This window comes from Pyrococcus kukulkanii (assembly GCF_041647995.1).
In the GTDB taxonomy this organism is placed as follows: Archaea; Methanobacteriota_B; Thermococci; order Thermococcales; family Thermococcaceae; genus Pyrococcus.
The window spans coordinates 218,765-239,960 of sequence record NZ_JARRIB010000003.1 but is presented as its reverse complement, the minus strand read 5'-3'; the positions used below and the strand labels follow the sequence as shown (position 1 = coordinate 239,960).

The following is a 21,196-nucleotide window of genomic DNA, read 5'->3' as shown; positions in this document are numbered from 1 at the left end:
CATGCCAAAGGGGTGCCTCGTCATAACAGTCAGTGGTCTAGCCGGTTCAGGAACGACCACACTATGTAGGAACCTGGCCAAGCACTACGGCTTCAAGCACGTCTACGCTGGGTTAATATTCAGGCAGATGGCCAAGGAAATGGGGATGACATTGGAGGAGTTCCAGAAGTACGCTGAACTTCACCCCGAGATAGATAGGGAGGTTGATAGAAGGCAAATTGAGGCTGCAAAGGAGTGCAACGTTGTTATAGAGGGCAGATTAGCTGGATGGATGGTCAAGAACGCTGACTTAAAGATTTGGCTTGACGCTCCAATCAGGGTTAGGGCTGAAAGGGTTGCGAGAAGGGAAGGTATTAGCGTTGAAGAGGCGTTTATGAAAATAGCTGAGAGGGAAAAGCAGAACAGGAAAAGATATTTAAACCTCTATGGGATCGACATCAACGACCTTTCGATTTACGATTTGATAATTGATACCTCTAAATGGTCGCCCGATGGGGTCTTCGCAATCGTGAAGGCCGCTATTGACCACCTGGACCCCGTCGGCGACGCGGGGTCGAAAAAAGGAAAGGAGGTGGGATGAATGCCTGCAATTGAGGTTGGTAGGATTGCCGTAGTTATCGCAGGTAGAAGGGCCGGTCAGAAGGTCGTTGTTGTGGACATTATAGACAAGAACTTTGTTCTCGTTACTGGGGCTGGCCTCAACAAGGTTAAGAGGAGAAGGATGAACATCAAGCATATCGAGCCCCTTCCAGAGAAGGTTAATATCCCAAGAGGGGCTAGCGACGAAGAAGTTAGGCAGGCCCTTGAGCAGGCCGGCATAAGCCTGGCCTGATTTTTCTAATTTTGTTTTGAAAAACTCTTATAAATAGCTCTTCTATATACCCCAGGAGTTTTAGCTTCAGAGGGTGCCTCTTATGATAGGCGAGATTTACTACTCACGAAAGTTCCTCCAGCATAAGCCAGAAAACTATCATCCAGAAAATCCTGGGAGATTATGGATATTGATATCTGTCATAAGGGAACTGAGGCTTGATGACAGGATTCTTGAGCCAATGCCTGTGGATGAGTCTTTTGTTAAAAGGATCCATGATCCTACATATGTTGAATTCGTTAAAAGGGCCGTTGAGGAAGGAAGAAGATACCTTGATCCGGACACTTATGTATGCCCAGGAACTTGGGAAGCAGCCCTCACGGCTTTAGGGGCATCGAAATTGGCAACATTGGCTGCATTGCGATATGGAGGCCTAAACATGGCTCTCGTTAGGCCTCCAGGACATCACGCTGGCAGAAGGGGGAAAGCAATGGGAGCCTCGACACTTGGCTTCTGCATCTTCAACAACATCGCTGCCGCTGTCTTGGCATTGAAGGATGAAGGACTAGAAAAAATCGTTGTAGTTGATTTTGACGCCCACCATGGAAACGGAACCCAGGAGATATTCTGGCATGACCCCGATGTTATCCACATAGATCTCCATGAAAGGGACATTTATCCTTGGACCGGTTACGAGAGTGAGATAGGTGGAGGATTAGCTAAGGGGAGCAAGATAAACATCCCAATGCCTCACTATTCCAATGATTCTGATTATATATTTGCCTGGAATGAGATAGTCATCCCAATCTTGGAGGAAGTTACACCGGAGATAGTTTTAGTGTCTGCAGGATTTGATGGCTTTAAAGGGGACGGATTGACAACTCTTAAGCTTACTGAGAAGTTCTTCTCTTATGCTGGAGCCTCCCTTAGAAGATATCCTCTCGGCATGATATTTGAAGGGGGCTATAATGTTGGTTTAAAGAAAGGTTTTCCCGCTTTTGTTAAGGGATATGAGGAAAAAGAGGCCAGAGATGATGGGCAACCGAGCTATGAAACGCTTAAAATTGTTGAAGAAGTTAAAGATATTTTGAGCCCTTGGTGGTCGTTTTAGACAATGATAAAGAGAGGTCATCATACGCAGTACAACCGACCTATGAACTTTTTAACTAGGAGAAGCTTGCTCCTAAAATTTATCCCTACAAGGTATTTTGGTGGGCCCGCGGGGCTTCGAACCCCGGACCTCCCGCTTATCAGTCGGTCTTGGAGAAAGCTGAGCCCTCTATTCGCCGAAAGAAGCTGGGATTTATCCGAACAGCAAATTTGGGCGTCCCGCATCACCCAACTCGCAAACACTTACCACACCGAATACTGTCGCTGGCTCAAAGCGAGGGTGGTGGAGAAAGTATTTCGACAGTATTGTTCCATCGTAGGAAAAATTGCTGGAGGCTGGAATATATTCAAAGCGAGGTCGAAAAACGAAGTCAGGGGAGTGAGGAGCTTCCTAAACTTCCTTGTTGAACAGGGAATCCTCGACGAGACCACAGCAAATGATATCAAGAAGCGTATCAAGTTCAAGGAGAACGAGCACGTGGACACTACAGTGTTCACCGTGCAAGAAGTTATTGAACTCCTTTCAAGGACACAAACATCAGACCCGCGATTACATTACCTTATACGCTTGGGGCTTGAGAGTGGCCTCCGAAGGAGTGAGCTTGTTCTTGCAGTCCAAAAGCTGAGGTCTGAAGGTTTTCAGTCAGAAGGAAAAGTGGCATGGGTAAGTCTAAACAAAAACACAAAAACAAAGAGAGCTTTTGTCTGCTTCCTATCCATTGAGGTGGCTAAATACTTTGCAAACAGGAAAGTGAAGGTTTCTCTAGATATTCTCAACAACTACTCAAAGAGGGAGAATATCAAATGACATAAACTTCGAAAGACACAAGCGACTTTTCTCTATCGCCTGGGAGTTCAAGATAGTGTCGTAGATTATATTCAGGGTAGGGTTCCTAGATCCGTTCTTGCCCGCCACTATCTTTCGCTGTTCACTCTCTCCCTTGAAGCAATGAGGCAATACATTGACTGGCTTGAAAGGGAGGTATATTTCAAGCTTATAGTTGGAAAATAAAATTTAGGATGTAGAAACTAGACTAAAAGGCAATAAAGCATACTATTACTCGAGTACACTTGGAGTAAGTTTTGGGGAGCTTGAACTAGCCTTAGTGTTCCTAATAATTAGCTTCGCGAGGTTGGAGTAGTATGTAACAGGGGTTTCAGGCTCTTTATCGCTGACAGTCAAATCTATTAGGAATTTCTTTAGCATACCTCTGAAAGTCTTTTTCTTGAACTTCTCTCCAGAAACTTCTTTAGTGTTTTGGCTGGCATTCTCAAATTTTACAATCACTAAAGGCATCCTTGCCTCGAGCTTGAGGAGCTGATAGTAGTAGTAAATTTTCTCATCAAGTGTCTCAGCTTTCTTCATGAGTTCAAATATGCGTGGAATCGCAGCAAATTCTCCAAAGTGAGCTATGACTTCTCCTTTCGGGATGAAATATAACCAACATAATATCCCAAGTATACCACTAATAAGGTACATAACTATCGATGCAGCAATCATTTCTCCAATTTTTCCAAATCCATCTATTATCATCTCAACCACCTCCAAATTCTCATAAATATCTTTGGAAGCGCATAATCCAACACCAGAAAGGCTAGAGGATAAAGTGGGCTCTTGAAAACATTATAAATCAAGTAAAGGATAGATATAAGGAAATATAAAGCCGCAATGTTCTCAACGTACAGACTAAAGCCTGCTGTTATCGCGCCCTAGAGGGTTGCCTTAGACTTATGATAATGACCATAAGCATTTATCGTCGCGAGAACTAGCCCCACAAGTAGCATAGGTATAAATGGATGGTCAAAGATAAGGGGAACTAAGCTTATGAGCAATAATGGATACTTGTTTACTTTATATGTACCGAGAAATGGATTCCTCTCCATGAAGATAGTGCGTGTGTGGTAGTATCCTCTCCCCAAAGTGTTTTCTATTTCACCTCTTCCATCCTCTTTTCTAAATTTTATCTTCCCAGACACTGCGTCCACCTCGAATATAGTGTATTCTCATAGAAACTTATAGGGGTTTGTTTACTATATCAACAGGTAATTTTGTAGAGAATATGTATTCAACTGTGATGTAGTTTTACAAATTCGTAGAAGTAATAGATTCGGTTAGAAGAGCTCAAGCAATACTCTTTAGAATCATACAAAAGAAAAAAAAGGTTTTAGCCAACCAATTATTTACACCGCGCCTTTTATAAAAGCTCGAAGAGTAGTAACTACGTGGGGGTGATTATTATGTCATTCAAAAAAGTATCTCAAGAAGACGGTTTTTATCCTCGTATACTTCTGACTCTTGAGGTTATAAGGGCCAGGAGTAACAGAAAAAGAGAAGCGCATAATAGTAGGGACAATGATGAAAATAAAAACTTAGATATCCTTACTGAAATAATAAATAACCTACAAAGTCCTTTGAAGCTTGCTCTTATCCTTATAGATGCTATTTTTACTGATGGAGGTGTACACTTGAGGGATTATAAAGACAACCTTGATGAAACGAAGAAAGTCGCCTTTGGTCTAGGTAGAGCTGAGATCCTTGTCTCTTCTGGGGTATATGACAAGCTTGCACTTTACAGCCTCTATCAATTTGCTTTCCAACAATATGTCCATAGATCATTTGAAGCGAGGCAAGGGAAAGCTCTCGAGAATATTCTTGCAAAAATCCTAGAAAGTGATCAAGTTGGTGTGAAACTACACATTGCACCCTCCAAAAGCAAAAAAATAGAAATTTTGAAGGAAGTATTTTGTAACGAAAAACTAGCGAAGGATATTCTTGAGAGACATGATATAGATATATTAGCAGAGGTTAGTGATAAAGTTCTTATATTACAAATGAGGTCTCGTGACGACACAGGTGGTGCTACTGCGAAGTCTTCTCTTGCTGAGCTTCTTCGCGATCTTTACCGTGCTGATCTTCAGAAAGAAATTCTTTACATAATTTATGTATGGGTGAAACCCGAGAGTAGTACCCTTCCCCAACAGAAAATAACGCTAATAAATAAATTGTTAGATATGATAGATCTTGAGAGGGAGAGAGTAGAAGAAATAAAAGAGAAACTAAAGAATGGAGAAGTCGTTGAACTAAAAGAGAAACTCAAGGTTTGTATCCTTTATGGAGCTAAGGAACTTGTAAGTACTATTCTAACAGAGGTCAGTGAGAGAGATGAGATAAGTTCTGAAATAACCAATAAAATTATTGAAGAGTACTCTAAATACCTTGAACTTGTCTCTATGTGGGATGATCTATGGCTTTCTTATGCGATTGCAACTCTTGAACTTGAAAATCTAGTGAAATATGGAAAGACAAACGCAATGATTTTCGAAGAGAAGCTTACCCCAGCTCTACAGAAAAAGTTATCTTCCTCAGAGTGTCTTGAAAATTATAGAGAATGTAGTGCTGAAATGGCAAAAGAAATCTCACCGTACATTAGAGGCAGAGATGATATAATACCCTTTAGTGCACTGGGAGATAAGCTCAACTACATCCGTGATCTGCTAATTCTAAGAATAGTTTATGAGCATCTTGAGGAAATTTGCAATGTAATTGGTGTTGATCCAAATACCAGAAAGAAACTCCACAAACTCCAGAAAATTCGAGAACAAGGCAACCCTAATAAAAGACAAGGAAAGTTAGATAAATTTGTGAAAATTCGTAAGGGAGAGGTGATCAAATGAAGAATTATAGACGAGTTGAAATTTCTTTCAGGGATGTTTATCCTGCCCTTAGTACAACATACGCATCTCATGGAATGTATTATTACCCAGCCCGATTCATTCCCCAAGTAGTTCGCTTTTTCATAGAGAAATATACAAAAGAGGGAGACTGGCTACTTGATCCCTTTGCTGGTTCTGGAACTGTTGGAGTTGAGGCACTTATAACAAATAGGAACGCACTATGTCTTGATCTAAATCCCATTATTGAACCACTCCTAGAGGCAAAAACATATCTTCCAAAGTCCCCCCCAGATATATCACAGTATCGTCAGCTCAATAATGCACCAATTTTCAAGCCTAAGTGGAGTAGGATTGAAGAATGGTATCCTCCCGAGTTTCTCGAAGTTCTTGAGAAGCTATGGGGAATTTACTATGAAAATCCACACCCACTAACACTTATTGCTCTTTTCAAAACTTCAAGACGATTTTCGCTTGCAGACGATCAAGTTCCTAAAATTTTCCGCTCAAAGAAAAAAAGAATTGAAATTGAAAAGATGTTGAAATCTGAAAACCCTTATAAACTTATTCTCGACTTTTTTGAAAAGTCAGTTAGGAATGTCTACAAAGCAAGCGCAGAGTTCAAAACTTATTATAAGGGAGGAACGTGTATCGCGAGGGGTCATATTGATATTGTAAACTACAAGCTTGATAGGGAAGTAAACCATCTTATTACTTCTCCACCTTATGGAATGGCGCATGAATATATCCGGTCTTTCAAACTTGAACTTGCTTGGCTTGGTTATGACGACAAACAAATCCGCAAGCTTTCAAAGCTAGAAATACCTTATCGACATGAAAAGACTATCCCGCCGATTGAGATTCATTCCAAAACATATGAGAGGTACTATAATATAATTGAAAAGAAAAATCCAAAACTCGTCAGGGTGTATGAGAAATATTTCACTTCTGTCCTTGGAGTTTTTGAAAGATTAGGTAGTAGGATAACAGATTACTTGGCTATATTTGTCGGAAATGCATCCTTCTCAGGCATAGATCCACCGTATGACATTATTTTTACTGAACATCTCGAAGAAGAAGGTTTCGAGCATGTCATAACTTACGTTGATGTAATAAAAAGCAGAAAGCTCTTCAGGAATAGAAAGAACGCTTCACCAAGTGGTATTGAAACGGAACACCTAGTGGTATTGAAAGCGAAGCGTTGAGCTAGTTTGAGTAAGTGGTTATGTTTGTTTCCTCTCAACATTATATAAATCTTGGCGATAAGAGCTCTTTGACATCTCTTTTTGTTCTTGACTCTGTAAAGATCCCAGGAACACTTTCCTGTTGTCAGTTTTACATCTTATTTACATGCCAGAGAGCATGCATGTGTCCATACAATACAATAGTGGAACATAGGAGGTGCGCGGAAAGTTGAGTTCAAAACATAAAGTTGTTCCTCACATATACACTTAGGAATTATAAAAATCAAAGAATCCGAACAGAAATAACCTCTCGGGCAACTTCTTCCGCTAGCTTGATATATTTGTTCTTTTTGAATAAATTTGCAAACACTATTGTCTTACGAGCACGTGTTAGAGCCACATACACTAAACGGGTTTCTTCATTGACTGAATGGAGTTTATGTGAAAATCATCAACCAAAATAACGATATCAGCTTCTCTCCCTTTTGAAGAATGCATAGTATCAACAGTTATGCTCCGTCCTGCCTCCTTGTAAGCTTCAAGAAGCAATCGTGCCTGCTCCTTCAGCATACTCAATGATATTCCTATGTTTCTAAACTGCCACCAAAAGAGTTTCTGCGCTTGTAAATCTCTGTTAGAATTTTTACAGTCTTCTTGTATCGAGAAGCTTCTGAGTGAGGCTCACGAGCTCTTTTCACTTCGTTCTCTGTTAGATTTCGCTTCTTTGAAAGCTCAATAAGTCTTTCCACATACACTAACTTGTAGTAGTAGCTCTCATGGAGGTTATCAGCAAAAATTCGTCTCGAGAGCAAAACGATGCGAGGGGCGGAGGGAGATTATCTCAATTGCATCATAAAGCTTCTTCCCAAACTCGTCTGCAATTTCTTCAAATTTCTTTACAATTTTCTCATTGACTTGTGAGTCTTCACAAGCGCAAAAAATCCCTTCCCAGCCGAGGCTTTCTAATTGTTCTCTAACCCTCTTGTAGTATTGTTTTAGTAATCTACAGTCCACAACATTATAATATTTAAACAGGATGTAGTTTATTGAGCCACAGATATCTTCAACCGGAATCTCTCTATCTTCAAGAACAACTTCATGTATTGCTCTTGCAATCAATCCTGCGACGTAAGAGCTAATTTCATCTTCCTCATCAATTAGATCACTCCTTCTCCTCAACACCCCTCTCGTTGTTGTTATTTTTTGTTCCGCCTTTTTCTTTTCAGCACACTTATCTATAGCAATCAGCACGTTTTTGATAACTTCCCGCGCCGCCTCCTCACTCAACCCAATTCTCTCCTTGAGGACGTAAAATGTTGCAATTTGAGATGGATCTTTCTTATATGTGTCAAGCACTGCACGAACTCTATCTTCTATTTCATCACCCTCATCAAAAATCATCACAAGGTTCTCAATAACTTGTTTAGCAACATCTCTTTTGACTCCTTTTCGCAGAAGGATCCCTGCAACCGCGAGGCTCAAGTCGTGCCTTCTTTTGGGCCTCCACACCCCCTTCAAAGCCTCGTAAAGAGTTTGAGTCAAGCACGCAACGTCTACATCCACTTCTTCAATTTTGATAGTGCCAAACCGAGGAGAGGAGTGCTTGGGTAGCTTCTGCTCTTGAATATAGTTTTTTATAAGTTCAATGAACTTCTCGTATTCTACAGTAGAACTTGTCCTTGCAAGCACTACAGTCCTGATTGGTACTTTCCTACCATCTTCTGTTCTATATTTGTAGTTTATTGACCCAGGAAGTCTAATGACCTGATTTATTGTTGATGCAACTTTCTTGTCATATTCAAAATGATCCGCTCCTTCAATTTTGCTAATAATCTCAATCTCAATAAAGCGAGCAAGGGCATGCTGGAGCTTTATAATTTCTTCATTTTTAGTTTTATTATAATATGCACCCCACCACCAGTCCAGACGACCCATCCTACTAACCCTAATTTTTGTAACTCTCTTGCAACAACTTCTGCAACCTCAAAATTGAACCTCATTATGTCCTTATCAAAAATTTTCTCCCCATGCACTGCATTGTTGTCAAAGTCTGCAACGACAACATTTGACATTCCAAACACGTTGCGCTTCTCCTTTGACTTATTACTCACAAACAACCTGGGTGCAACGTAAACATTTATCTCGTCCCACTTGTTGTAATCATAAACTTCTTTTGCTATGCTTTCAGGGTCCTCTAGCACAATCTTTAGCGGCACTGACCAATCACGCCAATACTTTTCGTTCCCCCTTGAGAAAAATATGTAAAACGAGTGGGGGGAGGAAGGGATATCACTAAACAACCACTTGATGAACTCTGCGATAGTTTTATATTGAGCGCTTGCTGATTTTAGTTCAGTTACCACTCCCCTCACCTCCCTGTTTTTATTCACAACAAACCTTGTGCAAATAATTCCTCTGCGAGGCGTGGATCCTGCAATGCGAGGTCGAAGAGTTCGTCGTAAAGCGCAATTATCCTTTTCTCTTCTTCTTCCTCATGATCTCTCACTTTCTTCTCCCTCTTCGGCGCCCACTCCACGATGGTTCTCTCTTCCTCTTTCAAAACTCTCTCAAAGTCTTCATCAACAATTGCCGGAAAGACGTAGTATTCCTTGCCCGCAAGCCTTATCGTATCTGTAAATTTGTCAAGTAGTTCGCTGAAGTCGCCCCAATACTCACCCACAACCGCATTCACGATTGATTTCAGCACGAGGACGTATCTTGCTCTTCCTTTCTTGACAATCGCAACCGCATGTGCTCCTATTTGCTCGTCAAAATCATCAAAGACTTTTACTGCTTTTGACTTGGCTATGACTTTGACGAGTTCGAGGGCGGCGGCGGTCGCGTGGAGCATCACTCTTCACCCCCTGCGTTCTTTTTCTTCCACTCGACGTGGGCGAGGGCGACTGCAAAGAGTTCCTCAGTGTCTATGTCTTTTATCAATACGTAAACAACATCTCTACTGTTCAACCTATACCTAAAGACTACACCTAACCTTCTTAGTGCAGAAAGTAGCATTTTCATCGAAACTCCCAGCCTTGTGGCAAGATTGCGAAGTTCTTCGTCTCTGATAATTTCAAAGTCTTCAAACTTCTCATCAAGTGCTCTAACAAGTAGATCGCTTGCATTTAGCTTCGTTTCAACGATTTCGCCCACTTTCTCCTCCAACACCTTTATTTTCTCGACTGCTTCTTGTGGCATTTTAGCTGGGCCGTAGGGGGTTTGAATTGGTTGGATTTGAACCGCACTCGTCATAGCGCATCACCTCGCTACATAGAACCACGCTGGGGGGGTATAGTTTTAGTGGATCATTCACGCGTCAATTACTACCAAATATAGTAATATACTTTGACATGCTCGCGGCAAATAATTGTCTTTTCTATAAGCAATATTATGTGATAGTAATGACAAGAGTATGACAAAACGAGCTGGGGGGCAAAGCTACACAAAAGTATTCGCACAAACAGAAGTCAGATTGAACTTCAATACTTGGAAAATTTCCAAGGAATTATTGTGCTACCAATCCATTGGAAATGGAAAAATGGCGAAGCCTTAGCACCACCTCGTTTTGACAAAAAAGAATTCACAACGATGTGATGGGAGGGACCATTTTTCCAGGTTTTTTCCTGCGATAAAAAATATGGAAACATGGCACAACCCCAGCGCAACTTCGATTTGATTAGCAGAGAGAAGAAAAGTGCACTTGTTTTTGAGTGCACACTTCTGATTATAAAACTGCTTACAGGGATGAAATAAACATGCAAAAATGGCAAAGTTCACGAACCCATTTATAAATAAAACTCTGACCATTTTACAAAACACTCAAAATCAGGCGAGATAATGACCTCTTTTACAGGTCTTATCAACCCTATAGAGTTCACGAGTCAGACATTGTATGAAAATTTTTTCTCCCAAAAACATCATAAGGGACACTGCCCCTGCATCTTTGGTAGAGTTAGATATGGGAGGTTCACATTTCTCATGTTTCTCATATTTCTCACATGGTTCATGCAGTTCATATGGCTAACGTGGTACACAAAATGACATGATCACGGCGTGGTTATGTCATTTTATGTGCATCTTCGCTCGAGGGTGTGTTTGTCATTTGAGTGTGTGTTTATCATTTTTCCATGGGAAAAAATGAAGGTGTACACAAACAAAAGTTCCCCAAAGAAGGCGTGGGAGGGTGTAAAACATGTTCATTCACACATTTGTGTAATAAAAATGCAAGATGAACATCGGGGGGTAATGCACATGTTTGAGGCCTTCTCGTAACCCCTTTACCATCCAACAAAATTATCAAGAACTGTAGTAGGGCCCGGACAGGAAAACACTTCGAGACGCCAGAAAAATGAAGGTGTGCACAAAGGGTGTTGAGATGTAAGACGTGTCAAAAATGACGAGCGTGATATGTTTATCAGTTGAGTGTGTGTTTATCATTTTTTCTTATCTCCCCACCTCGTTGTGATCCAGCTCTTCTACAGTAGAACTTCCCAGGGCATGCGGGTTCAGTAATTATATATAAGCACACGGTTAGCCCACACTGTGGGTGGTTGAGATGGTTGAGAAAGTTCGCAAGCATGTGTTGATTCAAAAAGACATAATAGAGTTCTGTGAGGTATATGGAGTGAGTTTGAGTGATTTTGTGAACCTCGCGTGCAGGCTCTTGATCTCGAAGCTCCAGCAAGAATACAACCCCCTCAGCAAAATATCCCTTCTCCTCCCCTCGTTTTGAAATCTGACCCTCGTTTTGATGGAAATTTCGAAAAGAATAGTTCTGGTGGGCCCGCGGGGCTTCGAACCCCGGACCTCCCGCTTATCAGGCGGGCGCTCTAACCAGGCTGAGCCACGGGCCCATGCTGGTGCCCCGGCCGGGATTTGAACCCGGGTCGCGGGATCGAGAGTCCCGCATGATTGACCGGGCTACACCACCGGGGCACGTCCAATAGTTCTCCCCCAAATCGCATTTAAAAAGTTTTCGCTTTAAGAATCTCTAATACTCCATCAAGCAGACCACTTACTTTCCCAGGTTTGAACTCGAACTTCTTAAGGGGCTTCAGCAGGGGTATTACATCTTCTGTAACAATTCTCCACGGTTCTTTAATGTTTGAAACGGCATAGATAGCCTTTCTATATTTCTCCCCATCGAGAATGACAGCTTTCCCTGGAGCCACAGCTATTATGAGGTCTGAATTCAGTGCTGAACTGCAGGGAGCTGCGATATTGTTGTAGGACTCAATTACAGTTAGTTCGTGGTTTCTCCTTATAACTTCCAGGGTTTTACTGGCCTCTTCCCTTCCCCTCATTAGTAAGTGTTGAGCATCCTCAGCCTTTATCTCAGCGGGTTTCGTTGCTTCTATTAGAGGTGCCACAGCTTCTTGCATTGGTTGTGTGAGCCTCTTAATGTTATCAGGAACGCAAAAGTGGTCTTCAAGAACCCTCAGGAGAACAACATTTGTGTGATAGGAAATTGCTGTATATGAAGAGCTCTTCCATCCAACCCTTTCAGGATCAGGAGGAAGTAAAAGTGCGGTAACGGGACTTTCAAGGTAAATTGGATCTGAGCTTTTTGCGGCCATGTGTAGCTTGTAAGAATCCTCGCCTATCAAAAAGCCAAACTCTATGCTTTTGAGAAGGTACTCATACTGGTACCACCCGTTGAAACCGCTTACGGGCTTTGCCACTCCAACATCGATTCCATACTCTAAGGCCTCCCTTATTAGGGAAAGTGCCAATGTTGTCTTGCCTGAATCATATGGAAGGATGCCAACTATTAGTAGGGATGCCATGGTCACCTCCCTCACTCCTCTGGGAGTATATAATAGACGTAGTTCGGCCTGTTCGTGAACTCGTCTATATAGACAACCGTCCCCGACCTCGGAGGCTTCATGTAATGAACTTCTCCCTTCCTCGTTGTTACCGCCGCAAATGCATCTCCAGTTCTAACCCTATTCCCAACGTCCGCTATTAGAGTAACAACGTACCCTTCTACTGGGAGTAGGAGGAGCTCGTCTCCTTTCCTGAGCTCTATCCTTGTCCTCCTGTCAGGGTATATTATAATAGCATCGACCTTCATTCTGTGCTCGTACTGGTCAACATAAAAGTGGAACCTATCGTAAACCTCTTTTGCCAAGAACTTAGCTTTACTCTTATCTATAAATTCCGGAAGCTTTTCTCCCTTTCTTAGCCTGACTTCGATGTTATCCTGGGTGACTATGCAATCATATTTCGCCTTCCCATCCTCATCGAAACATTCTTCATATGTTGCTTCAACGTACAGCTGGGGTAGCCTCACCATTTTTCCCACCATCACTACAAAATTATAATGAGATTTAAACGTTGACGGGGTCAACAAATATGTTTACAACTTTCAAATGTTGTAAATATTTTCGAACTACAAAACATTTATTAGAATGGCTTAACAAATGTCAAGTGGTGGATTACAATGAAAGGCTGGTGGGGAAGGATTCTTAGAGTTAACTTGACCACTGGAGAAGTAAAAGTTCAGGAATATCCTGAAGAAATCGCAAAAAAGTTCATCGGAGGTAGGGGATTAGCCGCATGGATTTTGTGGAATGAAGTTAAGAACGTTGATCCCCTAAGCCCTGAGAACAAACTTGTATTTGCAGCCGGTCCGTTTAACGGTCTCCCAACCCCAAGTGGCGGAAAAATGGTTGTTGCAGCAAAGAGCCCCCTCACCGGGGGTTATGGTGACGGTAACTTAGGTACAATGGCAAGCATCCACCTCAGGAAAGCAGGTTATGATGCTTTGGTTGTTGAGGGTAGGGCGAAGAAGCCCGTGTACATCTACATTGAAGATGACAACGTTAGCATTTTGAGTGCTGAGGGATTGTGGGGCAAGGGAACGTTTGAGACAGAGAGGGAGCTTAAGAAGATACACGGTAAAAACGTTGGAATTCTCAGCATAGGTCCCGCTGGTGAGAACTTAGTCAGGTACGCCGTTGTAATATCTCAGGAAGGAAGGGCTGCGGGAAGGCCCGGAATGGGTGCGGTAATGGGAAGCAAGAAGCTGAAGGCCGTAGTGATAAAGGGTACGAAGGATATACCGGTTGCGGACAAGGATGAGCTAAGGAAGCTAAGTCAGGAAGCTTATGAGGCAATTCTCAATGCTCCGGGCTACCCATTCTGGAAGAGACAGGGGACTATGGCTGCAGTTGAGTGGACCAACGAGAACTATGCACTGCCAACGAGGAACTTCCAGGATGGGCACTTCGAATTTGCAAGGTCAATTGATGGTTACACTATGGAGGGAATGAAGGTCAAGCAAAGGGGTTGTCCATACTGTAACATGCCATGTGGAAACGTTGTCCTAGATGTTGAGGGCCAAGAGAGTGAGCTTGATTACGAGAACGTCGCTTTACTTGGTTCGAACCTTGGAATCGGAAAGCTCAATGAGGTTGCAGCCCTAAACAGGATAGCAGATGAGATGGGCATGGACACGATAAGCCTTGGAGTTTCGATAAGCTTCGTCATGGAGGCTAAGGAAAGGGGACTTCTGAAGGAAGGTCCAGAGTTTGGAGACTTCAAGGGTGCTAAGCAGCTCGCTTACGACATAGCCTATAGAAGGGGCGAACTTGGCAACTTTGCAGCCGAAGGAGTCATGAGAATGGCGGAGAAGCTTGGAGATGATAGCTTCGCAATGCACGTTAAGGGCTTAGAGGTTAGTGGATACAACAGTTACATATACCCTGGCATGGCCTTAGCTTATGGAACCTCCTCAATAGGTGCCCACCACAAGGAGGCTTGGGTCATAGCATGGGAGATTGGAACGGCACCAATAGAGGGAGAGCAGGCTAAGAAGGTCGAGTACAAGATAACCTATGACCCAATCAAGGCTCAGAAAGTCGTTGAGCTGCAGAGACTCAGGGGTGGACTCTTCGAGATGCTCACCGCATGTAGGCTTCCATGGGTTGAGATCGGCTTAAGCTTAGATTACTATCCAAAGTTACTCAAGGCAATAACTGGGGTTACCTACACATGGGATGACCTGTATGCAGCTGCAGACAGGGTCTATGCACTCATCAGGGCTTACTGGGTTAGGGAGTTCAACGGCAACTGGGACAGAACCAAGGACTATCCACCGAAGAGATGGTTCAACGAGGGGCTCAAGAGCGGCCCATACAAGGGCCAGCACCTTGACAAGGAGAAGTACGATGCCCTACTTTCGGAGTACTACAGGATCAGGGGCTGGGACGAGAGAGGAATTCCGAAGAAGGAAACCCTCCAGAAGCTTGGCCTCGACTTCGTCATTCCAGAGCTCGAAAAGGTTACGAGGCTTGAGTGATCAGATTGCAAACTCCCTTGCCCATTTCTCATATTTTCTTATCTCTGATTTTGTGAGTGGACTTTTAACTTTCTTAAATGCCTCTTTAAAATCATCCATCTCTAGCGGTCTTATGGCGAGCTCTTTCCCTCTGAGCGATGGTATCTTCAGGGGATCGGCTAGCTCAGGGTTCATCTCCTCTAACATTTTCATTGAGGCTAATTTAACAACATTCGCTATTTCCCTTCCAGAGTACAATCGTTTCACGGCTTCTTTAGCTAGTTTTGCCATATTTAACCTATATGGCAATCCTCTGAGATGAATTCTAAATATCTCGACTGCAGCCTCTACGTCCGGGAGAGGAACGTAGATCCTTATCGGTAACCTTGAAAGCATAGCCTCATCAAGATCCCAGGGAGTATTAGTTGCCGTTAGAAGAATTACCTTCTTCATGTTATCTTTGAACCCATCGATTTCCGCTAAGAGAGTTCCAATCATCCTCCTGGCGGCGTCATCTAAGCTGGCTCTCTTAAGGGTTAAGGAATCAACTTCATCAATAAAGATGACACTTGGGCTAAGCTGTCTAGCTAAGGAAAATAGAGCAGAGACAAACTTTGAGGATTCTCCAAAGTATTTGCTTAATAAATCACTTGCCTTAACGCTGAAGAAAGTTGCATTAAGACCGTTTGCAACTGCACTTGCTAAGAGGCTTTTCCCTGTTCCTGGGGGACCAAAGAGGAGAATTCCCTGGGGCGGGTCTATTGGAGACTTTGCAATGCTCAATCCAACGGCCTGGGAAACTAGCTTTTTAGCTTCCTTAAGGCCTCCTATATCGTTCCAAGTTATGGAGCTTTTCTTAATCAGAAGCTTTATCCTTTCTATGTATTCATCGCTTCCCTTCTTCCTCCTCTTATGGACGTTCTTAGCCTTCTGTTCCCATACCTTCGCCTGCTCTAAAAGGATGTGAGACATGCCTAAGTTCTCACTTGCTAACTTTCTCAGCAATTCTGAGCATCTTAATGCTATTAGCCTTGCCTTATCGTACTGCCCAAGGGCTATCGCTTTCTCAAACTCCTCTTCACATCTCTGGATTTGAAGTAATTGTAGTCTATCCATAGTTTATCCTGCCTCCTTGATTAATTTTTGATATTTCTCGAATATCTATGGGAAAACTCTAATTTAAATAATTTGGTGCCTTTATGGTAATTATTTTAAGTAGAGACCTCTTTGAGGATTAGGGGATAGACATGCTCGATATTAAGCTCATAAGAGAAAATCCAGACCTAGTCAAAAATGACTTAATAAAAAGGGGAGAACTCGAGAAAGTTAAGTGGATAGATGAAATCTTAAAACTCGATGCAGAATGGAGGGCAAAGCTTAAGGAGATAAACAGGTTAAGGCATGAAAGGAACAAGATTGCCGTAGAGATTGGGAAGAAAAGGAAAGCTGGGGAACCTGTTGATGACCTACTGGCCAAAAGCAGGGAAATCGTTAAGAGAATTGAAGTTCTTGAGAGGGAGGTTGAGGAACTCAGAAAGAGGATAGACTACTACCTCTGGAGGCTACCTAATATAACACACCCAAGCGTTCCCGTGGGAGAGAGCGACGAAGATAACGTGCCTATAAGATTCTGGGGTAAGGCAAAGGTCTGGAAGGGCCACCTCGAGAGGTTCCTTGAGCAGAGCCAAGGGAAGATGGAGTACGAGGTGCTGGAATGGAAGCCTAGACTTCACGTTGATCTCTTGGAGATCTTGGGAGGTGCTGATTTTGCAAGGGCCGCCAAGGTTAGCGGTTCGAGGTTCTACTATCTACTCAACGAGATCGTAATCCTTGACTTGGCTTTGATAAGATTTGCCTTGGATAAGCTAATAGAGAAAGGATTCACTCCCGTAATACCGCCGTACATGGTTAGGAGGTTCGTTGAGGAAGGTGCAACGACGTTCGAAGATTTCGAAGATGTCATATATAAGGTGGAGGGGGAAGATCTCTACTTGATTCCAACGGCCGAGCACCCATTGGCCGGCTTACACGCTAACGAGATCCTTGATGGGAAAGATTTACCCTTATTGTATGTGGCATTCAGCCCATGCTTCAGGAAGGAAGCGGGAACGGCAGGAAAGGACACCAAGGGTATCTTTAGGGTTCACCAGTTCCACAAGGTTGAGCAGTTCGTATATTCAAGGCCCGAGGAGAGCTGGGAGTGGCACGAGAAGATAATAAGGAACGCCGAAGAACTCTTCCAGGAACTTGAGATTCCCTACAGGGTAGTGAACATCTGCACTGGAGATTTAGGATATGTTGCAGCGAAGAAGTATGATATTGAAGCATGGATGCCGGGCCAAGGAAGGTTTAGAGAAGTTGTTTCCGCGAGCAATTGTACTGACTGGCAGGCCAGGAGGCTGAACATAAGGTTCAGGGACAGGACCGATGAGAAGCCTCGCTACGTCCACACCCTAAACTCAACGGCCATAGCTACTTCAAGGGCAATCATCGCAATACTCGAGAACCACCAGCAGGAGGACGGAACGGTAAAGATACCGAAAGTCCTGTGGAAGTACACTGGCTTTAAGGAAATAGTTCCCGTTGAGAAGAAGGAGGGGTGTTGTAAGGCTTGATTCTTGTTCTCGACTCTTCAGTTTTTATCCAAGGCATCGACGTTGAAGGTTACACTACCCCGGGGGTAGTTGAGGAAGTTAGGGATCGAGAATCTAGGATATTCCTTGAGGGATTAATATCTGCGGGCAAGGTTAAGGTAGTTGAACCTTCCGCTGAGGCTATAAACACAGTTAAAAAGGTAGCGAAGGAGACTGGAGAGCTTAATGAGCTTAGCAGAGCTGATGTAGAGGTGTTGGCTCTAGCTTATGAGCTTAAGGCCGTTATATTTACCGACGACTACAACGTTCAGAACGTTGCAAAGTTCCTGGGGCTGAAGTTTAAGACTATGAAAAGGGGGATAAGGAAAAAGATCAAGTGGAGGTACGTCTGCATAGGTTGCGGGAGGAAATTCAGGGAGCTTCCCCCTGGGGGCGTTTGTCCTGACTGTGGTAGTCCTGTTAAGCTTTTGCCAAGGAGGAAACTTTAATCGTCTTTATCTCAAAGGCTCCCAGCTTTATCTTCTTTCCCACTTTTCCCATAATCTTGAGCTCTGGAATATCAACTTCAACACCTTCGCTCGGCATTTCAACTTCTAGATCACCTTTGGAGGGGTTGTATAGCCTGATTATGTACCCATTACTATCCTCGCTGAGCTTTATTGCACCCACTACAGCGTTCGTTCTCATCAAGGAAAACCTCTTCTTTCCTGAGCTTCCCTTGGTTACTCTAAGGGGTGACCAGACTTCCAGAGCTCTCTTGTACACCTCACCCTCGAACCAGTAACCCTTGTGAGGGTATAGGTAGTACGTAAACTCCCCCTTCCCGGTATCGCTCCATGGATTGGGATATATTGGGGACTTCAAGAGGCTAAGGCCTATCTTGGAGTCCCAGTTTGTATAGCCATGCCTTGATGTACATATTACGGCAACCCCGTGCTCTCCATCGCTGACGTCTGCCCACCTCAATGCTGGAACCTCAAACTTTGCCTGCTCCCAGGGAGTGTTCCTAACTGCGGGCCTCCTTATTACTCCGTAGGGGATATCGTAGTAGGCGCTCCAATTATGGGTGTTGAAGTTGAACCATGCCTTCAGGAGAACTTCTTTGTCCCACCAGTCCACCTCTGTGTGGAACTCTAACAGTTTTGACTTCCTCTTCAACCTTACCCTCTGGACGACTTTAGAGTTTCCGTAGGCTTTTTCCACGATTACCTCGGCAATGTAACCATCGTTCCGAGTTATCTCTACCCTAACGGTTTTGAGCTTCTGCCCCTGGATTAGGAAGTCTTCATTTACATCCCAAGCATCCCACATTCCTGGTGTATCTACATGGGCCATTATCACGTTGCTTGGACTCCTTATCCCCTCCCATTTGAGCTCCTTGTCGTACAGTGATACTATCTCTCCCTCATCGTTTATCTTAACTCTAAGATGATCGTTCTCAAGAACGAAGGTGCCATCCTCTCTGTAAGCTTTCACGAATCCTTTATCAATCAATTTAAGGGGAGACCATCCTAGTGGAGAAGCCTTCACAAGAACGGGCTTTCCATCTACCTCAACTACCTCCTCCCTCTCCCACGGCAAGTCGTTAAACACCAGCGATTCACCTTGGGCTATTTTCTCCGTTGCTTCTCTGATTATCCCTTCAGCCTCTCTTATTACACCCTCGAGATCCTTTATCACTTCGTCATAGACTTCCTTTATTGACGATCCTGGGAGAACGTCATGGAATTGATGGAGTAAAGTCTTCTTCCACAATCTCTCCAGTTTCTCTTTTGGATAATCCATTATCCCCATAGAATGAGCGAGGGAGGTCCATATCTCCGCGCTTCTGAGCTTTGATTCCGCCTCAGCCATTAGCTTTTTCACGTTCAGGTTTGTTGTGTACGTTCCCCTATGAACCTCAACGTAAAGCTCCCCTTCCCAGGTTGGCATCTCGCTAACGTGCTCCTTGAGTTCCCTCAAATACTCCTCTTCAGTTCCCTTAATCAGCTTTGGAATGTACGGGACTTTGTTCATGTGCTTCATCATCTCTACCATTTCCCAGGTTATCCCTCCTCCTCCGTCCCCATAACCGTAGGCGTATAGCAAGAAGGGAACTTCGTACTTGTTCTTGTATTTCTTCCACTGCTTGTAGAGGCTTTTAGCGGTCATTGAGGACTTGTAGCTCATCATTAAATGTACTGGAATTTCTGTTCCGTCTATTCCCTTCCATATAAAAGCGTGATAAGGAAATTCGTTTCTCTCGTTCCACAGTAGTTTGTACGTAGCGAACATCTCAAGACCGCTCTTTTTCAAGAACTGAGGGAGAGAAGCTGGAAATCCAAAGGTATCTGGAAGCCATCCTATTTTTGCTATTCTGTTAAACTTCTCCTTGAAGTACCTCTGTCCATAGAGGAACTGTCTTGCTATTGACTCTCCATCTATGAGCTGAACATCACTCTCCACCCACATTCCACCAACTAATATCCACTTTCCTTCCTCAATGAATCTCCTTACCTTCTCAAAGAGGTCTTTATCTAACTCCTCAAGCCACTCATAGTACTGGGCTGAGCTTTGTACGTATGTTATTCCGTACCTCCTCATGAGCCTCTCTATCGTTGAAAACGTCCTGAGGATCTTCTGCTTTGTCTCCGCATACGTCCATAGCCAAGCTGCATCTATATGGGAGTGTGCAAAAGCGTAAGCTTTCCCGACCTTTGGGAAAGCTTTTCTGAGCCTAGCTAGGGCTTTCTCGAGCTTTTCTTCAACGTCGCTAATTTCACTTAGGTATTCTTCCCTGCTTGGCCTCGGTATATCCTCTATGTACCCTTTCAGCTCTCCAATACCATAAACGGCCGATAGAAACATATAGTCTGTTCTTACCTCTCTAATATCAAACCTTCCAAGCTTGAGCTCCTTAATGCCAAGTCCTCCGTCATAGAGAAGCATCCTAAGCAGGGTTATTTGCCTTAAATTTGGAACCGTTTTTACCGTGATCAAGATATCAGACAGCTCCTTTAGCAGGGTTTCCCTCAGATCCTCCTCCTGAATTACCTCGATAAAGCTCACTAGATCGAGCAACCTTTGAGCCAGTACGTAGGGCTCCCACATTATCCCGACGAGCATTGCGTACTCTATCCTCACCCTCCACTTATGATAACCAAACATCGTTAATGGGGATATTATAAGTTCGAGCTCGTGCCTTCCGGGTCTTATCGGGATATAAGTGTGCACGTCATCTATGGTTCCATAAGCCATCCCGTCCAGTCTAACAAGGGCATTACCCTCCATACAGACTTTAAGAAACCATTTTAGGCCATCCTTAGGCACTTCCACTGTTGTTTTTATCTTAATAAGATCCCCAGGTTTTGCTTCGGTTACAATGGGTAGTCTAACTTTCTTTCTCTCAAGCTCCCAGGTTGGAAGAAATGCGTGCTTCCTTATGGATGTTGCCATCAAGTCAAAAGCCTTCCTTTCAATTTCGGCGAGGCTTAGCATTGCACATCACAAAAAGATATTGGATGAAAAACCTTAAAGCGTCAGCGCTCATAGGGTTCGTCATCAC

General features: G+C 43.4%; 20 protein-coding genes, 2 tRNA genes and 2 pseudogenes. 11 read left to right on the top strand and 13 right to left on the bottom strand.

Going from position 1 to position 21,196, the window contains the following annotated elements; translation table 11 throughout:
• The first annotated feature begins 1 nt into the window (after position 1).
• The 5 genes and pseudogenes from cmk to P8X24_RS07560 form a co-directional block, all read left to right on the top strand.
• Positions 2-580: a (d)CMP kinase gene (gene cmk, locus P8X24_RS07580; RefSeq protein WP_372915032.1), complete on the top strand. Its 579-nt coding sequence runs from the start codon at positions 2-4 to the stop codon at positions 578-580.
• Entirely contained in the window at positions 581-832 is a 252-nt protein-coding gene (locus P8X24_RS07575) for a 50S ribosomal protein L14e (protein WP_372915030.1), read from the top strand.
• A gap of 82 nt (positions 833-914) precedes the next feature.
• Positions 915-1,922 carry a histone deacetylase family protein gene (locus P8X24_RS07570; protein WP_372915028.1) on the top strand — a complete coding sequence of 336 codons (1,008 nt, stop codon included), beginning with the start codon at positions 915-917 and terminating at the stop codon, positions 1,920-1,922.
• 3 nt (positions 1,923-1,925) lie between these two features.
• Positions 1,926-2,729 (top strand): hypothetical protein, encoded by an 804-nt coding sequence (locus tag P8X24_RS07565; RefSeq protein WP_372915026.1) that lies wholly within the window; start codon positions 1,926-1,928, stop codon positions 2,727-2,729.
• 15 nt (positions 2,730-2,744) lie between these two features.
• Positions 2,745-2,933, top strand: a pseudogene (locus P8X24_RS07560) (integrase); the annotation flags it as partial.
• Positions 2,934-2,978: 45 nt separating this feature from the next.
• Here P8X24_RS07560 and P8X24_RS07555 read toward each other — a convergent pair.
• Positions 2,979-3,455, bottom strand: a complete 477-nt coding sequence (locus P8X24_RS07555; RefSeq protein ID WP_372915024.1) for a hypothetical protein — start codon at positions 3,453-3,455, stop codon at positions 2,979-2,981.
• Between the two features lie 176 nt (positions 3,456-3,631).
• Complete coding sequence (locus P8X24_RS07550; RefSeq protein ID WP_372915022.1) at positions 3,632-3,898, bottom strand: hypothetical protein; 267 nt, start codon at positions 3,896-3,898, stop codon at positions 3,632-3,634.
• Positions 3,899-4,159: 261 nt separating this feature from the next.
• On the opposite strand from P8X24_RS07550, the gene P8X24_RS07545 reads away from it, so the two are divergent.
• Both P8X24_RS07545 and P8X24_RS07540 read left to right on the top strand, forming a co-directional pair.
• Positions 4,160-5,596, top strand: a complete 1,437-nt coding sequence (locus tag P8X24_RS07545; protein WP_372915020.1) for a hypothetical protein — start codon at positions 4,160-4,162, stop codon at positions 5,594-5,596.
• The gene (locus tag P8X24_RS07540; RefSeq protein WP_372915018.1) at positions 5,593-6,798 is read left to right on the top strand and encodes a DNA methyltransferase; all 1,206 of its coding nucleotides are present in this window, start codon (positions 5,593-5,595) and stop codon (positions 6,796-6,798) included. Before P8X24_RS07545 ends, P8X24_RS07540 begins: the two co-directional genes overlap by 4 nt.
• Positions 6,799-7,060: 262 nt before the next feature.
• Here P8X24_RS07540 and P8X24_RS07535 read toward each other — a convergent pair.
• The 5 genes and pseudogenes from P8X24_RS07535 to P8X24_RS07515 form a co-directional block, all read right to left on the bottom strand.
• Positions 7,061-7,207 (bottom strand): annotated as a pseudogene (locus P8X24_RS07535) (hypothetical protein); the annotation flags it as partial.
• A gap of 356 nt (positions 7,208-7,563) precedes the next feature.
• Positions 7,564-8,712, bottom strand: a complete 1,149-nt coding sequence (locus P8X24_RS07530) for a hypothetical protein (RefSeq protein ID WP_372915016.1) — start codon at positions 8,710-8,712, stop codon at positions 7,564-7,566.
• Entirely contained in the window at positions 8,649-9,140 is a 492-nt protein-coding gene (locus P8X24_RS07525) for a hypothetical protein (protein WP_372915015.1), read from the bottom strand. Before P8X24_RS07525 ends, P8X24_RS07530 begins: the two co-directional genes overlap by 64 nt.
• Positions 9,141-9,163: 23 nt before the next feature.
• A complete protein-coding gene (locus tag P8X24_RS07520) occupies positions 9,164-9,628 on the bottom strand; it encodes a hypothetical protein (protein WP_372915013.1) in 465 nt (154 codons plus the stop codon).
• Complete coding sequence (locus tag P8X24_RS07515) at positions 9,628-10,029, bottom strand: hypothetical protein (RefSeq protein WP_372915011.1); 402 nt, start codon at positions 10,027-10,029, stop codon at positions 9,628-9,630. The genes P8X24_RS07520 and P8X24_RS07515 overlap by 1 nt, the downstream gene beginning before the upstream one ends.
• 1,303 nt (positions 10,030-11,332) lie before the next feature.
• Here P8X24_RS07515 and P8X24_RS07510 point away from each other — a divergent pair.
• Positions 11,333-11,509, top strand: coding sequence for a hypothetical protein (locus tag P8X24_RS07510; RefSeq protein ID WP_372915009.1), 177 nt, complete (start codon positions 11,333-11,335; stop codon positions 11,507-11,509).
• A gap of 43 nt (positions 11,510-11,552) precedes the next feature.
• On the opposite strand, the gene P8X24_RS07505 is transcribed toward P8X24_RS07510, so the two are convergent.
• The 4 genes from P8X24_RS07505 to P8X24_RS07490 form a co-directional block, all read right to left on the bottom strand.
• Positions 11,553-11,630: transfer RNA gene (locus P8X24_RS07505), tRNA-Ile, on the bottom strand.
• Positions 11,631-11,634: 4 nt separating this feature from the next.
• Positions 11,635-11,712: transfer RNA gene (locus tag P8X24_RS07500), tRNA-Glu, on the bottom strand.
• Positions 11,713-11,741: 29 nt separating this feature from the next.
• Positions 11,742-12,563 carry an ATPase gene (locus P8X24_RS07495; protein ID WP_372915008.1) on the bottom strand — a complete coding sequence of 274 codons (822 nt, stop codon included), beginning with the start codon at positions 12,561-12,563 and terminating at the stop codon, positions 11,742-11,744.
• 11 nt (positions 12,564-12,574) lie between these two features.
• Positions 12,575-13,072, bottom strand: a complete 498-nt coding sequence (locus P8X24_RS07490) for a DUF2118 family protein (RefSeq protein ID WP_372915340.1) — start codon at positions 13,070-13,072, stop codon at positions 12,575-12,577.
• A gap of 147 nt (positions 13,073-13,219) precedes the next feature.
• On the opposite strand from P8X24_RS07490, the gene for reads away from it, so the two are divergent.
• A complete protein-coding gene (for, locus tag P8X24_RS07485) occupies positions 13,220-15,079 on the top strand; it encodes a tungsten-containing formaldehyde ferredoxin oxidoreductase (RefSeq protein WP_372915006.1) in 1,860 nt (619 codons plus the stop codon).
• Here the strand turns inward: for and P8X24_RS07480 are convergent, their stop codons facing one another.
• Positions 15,080-16,174, bottom strand: a complete 1,095-nt coding sequence (locus P8X24_RS07480; RefSeq protein ID WP_372915004.1) for an ATP-binding protein — start codon at positions 16,172-16,174, stop codon at positions 15,080-15,082.
• Between the two features lie 131 nt (positions 16,175-16,305).
• On the opposite strand from P8X24_RS07480, the gene serS reads away from it, so the two are divergent.
• Entirely contained in the window at positions 16,306-17,673 is a 1,368-nt protein-coding gene (gene serS, locus P8X24_RS07475; RefSeq protein WP_372915002.1) for a serine--tRNA ligase, read from the top strand.
• On the top strand, positions 17,670-18,140 hold the full coding sequence (locus tag P8X24_RS07470) for a type II toxin-antitoxin system VapC family toxin (RefSeq protein ID WP_372915000.1): 471 nt from the start codon (positions 17,670-17,672) through the stop codon (positions 18,138-18,140). Before serS ends, P8X24_RS07470 begins: the two co-directional genes overlap by 4 nt.
• On the opposite strand, the gene P8X24_RS07465 is transcribed toward P8X24_RS07470, so the two are convergent.
• Entirely contained in the window at positions 18,112-21,129 is a 3,018-nt protein-coding gene (locus tag P8X24_RS07465) for an alpha-mannosidase (RefSeq protein WP_372914998.1), read from the bottom strand. The two genes, P8X24_RS07470 and P8X24_RS07465, sit on opposite strands and share 29 nt — an antisense overlap.
• Between the last annotated feature and the right edge of the window lie 67 nt (positions 21,130-21,196).

Bases quoted from the DNA above. Each gene is read 5' to 3' on its own strand.
- cmk (WP_372915032.1), top strand. From the start codon at position 2: ATGCCAAAGGGGTGCCTCGTCATAACAGTCAGTGGTCTAGCCGGTTCA.
- P8X24_RS07575 (WP_372915030.1), top strand. From the start codon at position 581: ATGCCTGCAATTGAGGTTGGTAGGATTGCCGTAGTTATCGCAGGTAGA.
- P8X24_RS07570 (WP_372915028.1), top strand. From the start codon at position 915: ATGATAGGCGAGATTTACTACTCACGAAAGTTCCTCCAGCATAAGCCA.
- P8X24_RS07565 (WP_372915026.1), top strand. From the start codon at position 1,926: ATGATAAAGAGAGGTCATCATACGCAGTACAACCGACCTATGAACTTT.
- P8X24_RS07555 (WP_372915024.1), bottom strand. From the start codon at position 3,455: ATGATAATAGATGGATTTGGAAAAATTGGAGAAATGATTGCTGCATCG.
- P8X24_RS07545 (WP_372915020.1), top strand. From the start codon at position 4,160: ATGTCATTCAAAAAAGTATCTCAAGAAGACGGTTTTTATCCTCGTATA.
- P8X24_RS07540 (WP_372915018.1), top strand. From the start codon at position 5,593: ATGAAGAATTATAGACGAGTTGAAATTTCTTTCAGGGATGTTTATCCT.
- P8X24_RS07530 (WP_372915016.1), bottom strand. From the start codon at position 8,712: ATGGGTCGTCTGGACTGGTGGTGGGGTGCATATTATAATAAAACTAAA.
- P8X24_RS07520 (WP_372915013.1), bottom strand. From the start codon at position 9,628: ATGCTCCACGCGACCGCCGCCGCCCTCGAACTCGTCAAAGTCATAGCC.
- P8X24_RS07515 (WP_372915011.1), bottom strand. From the start codon at position 10,029: ATGACGAGTGCGGTTCAAATCCAACCAATTCAAACCCCCTACGGCCCA.
- P8X24_RS07510 (WP_372915009.1), top strand. From the start codon at position 11,333: ATGGTTGAGAAAGTTCGCAAGCATGTGTTGATTCAAAAAGACATAATA.
- P8X24_RS07495 (WP_372915008.1), bottom strand. From the start codon at position 12,563: ATGGCATCCCTACTAATAGTTGGCATCCTTCCATATGATTCAGGCAAG.
- P8X24_RS07490 (WP_372915340.1), bottom strand. From the start codon at position 13,072: ATGGTGAGGCTACCCCAGCTGTACGTTGAAGCAACATATGAAGAATGT.
- for (WP_372915006.1), top strand. From the start codon at position 13,220: ATGAAAGGCTGGTGGGGAAGGATTCTTAGAGTTAACTTGACCACTGGA.
- P8X24_RS07480 (WP_372915004.1), bottom strand. From the start codon at position 16,174: ATGGATAGACTACAATTACTTCAAATCCAGAGATGTGAAGAGGAGTTT.
- serS (WP_372915002.1), top strand. From the start codon at position 16,306: ATGCTCGATATTAAGCTCATAAGAGAAAATCCAGACCTAGTCAAAAAT.
- P8X24_RS07465 (WP_372914998.1), bottom strand. From the start codon at position 21,129: ATGCTAAGCCTCGCCGAAATTGAAAGGAAGGCTTTTGACTTGATGGCA.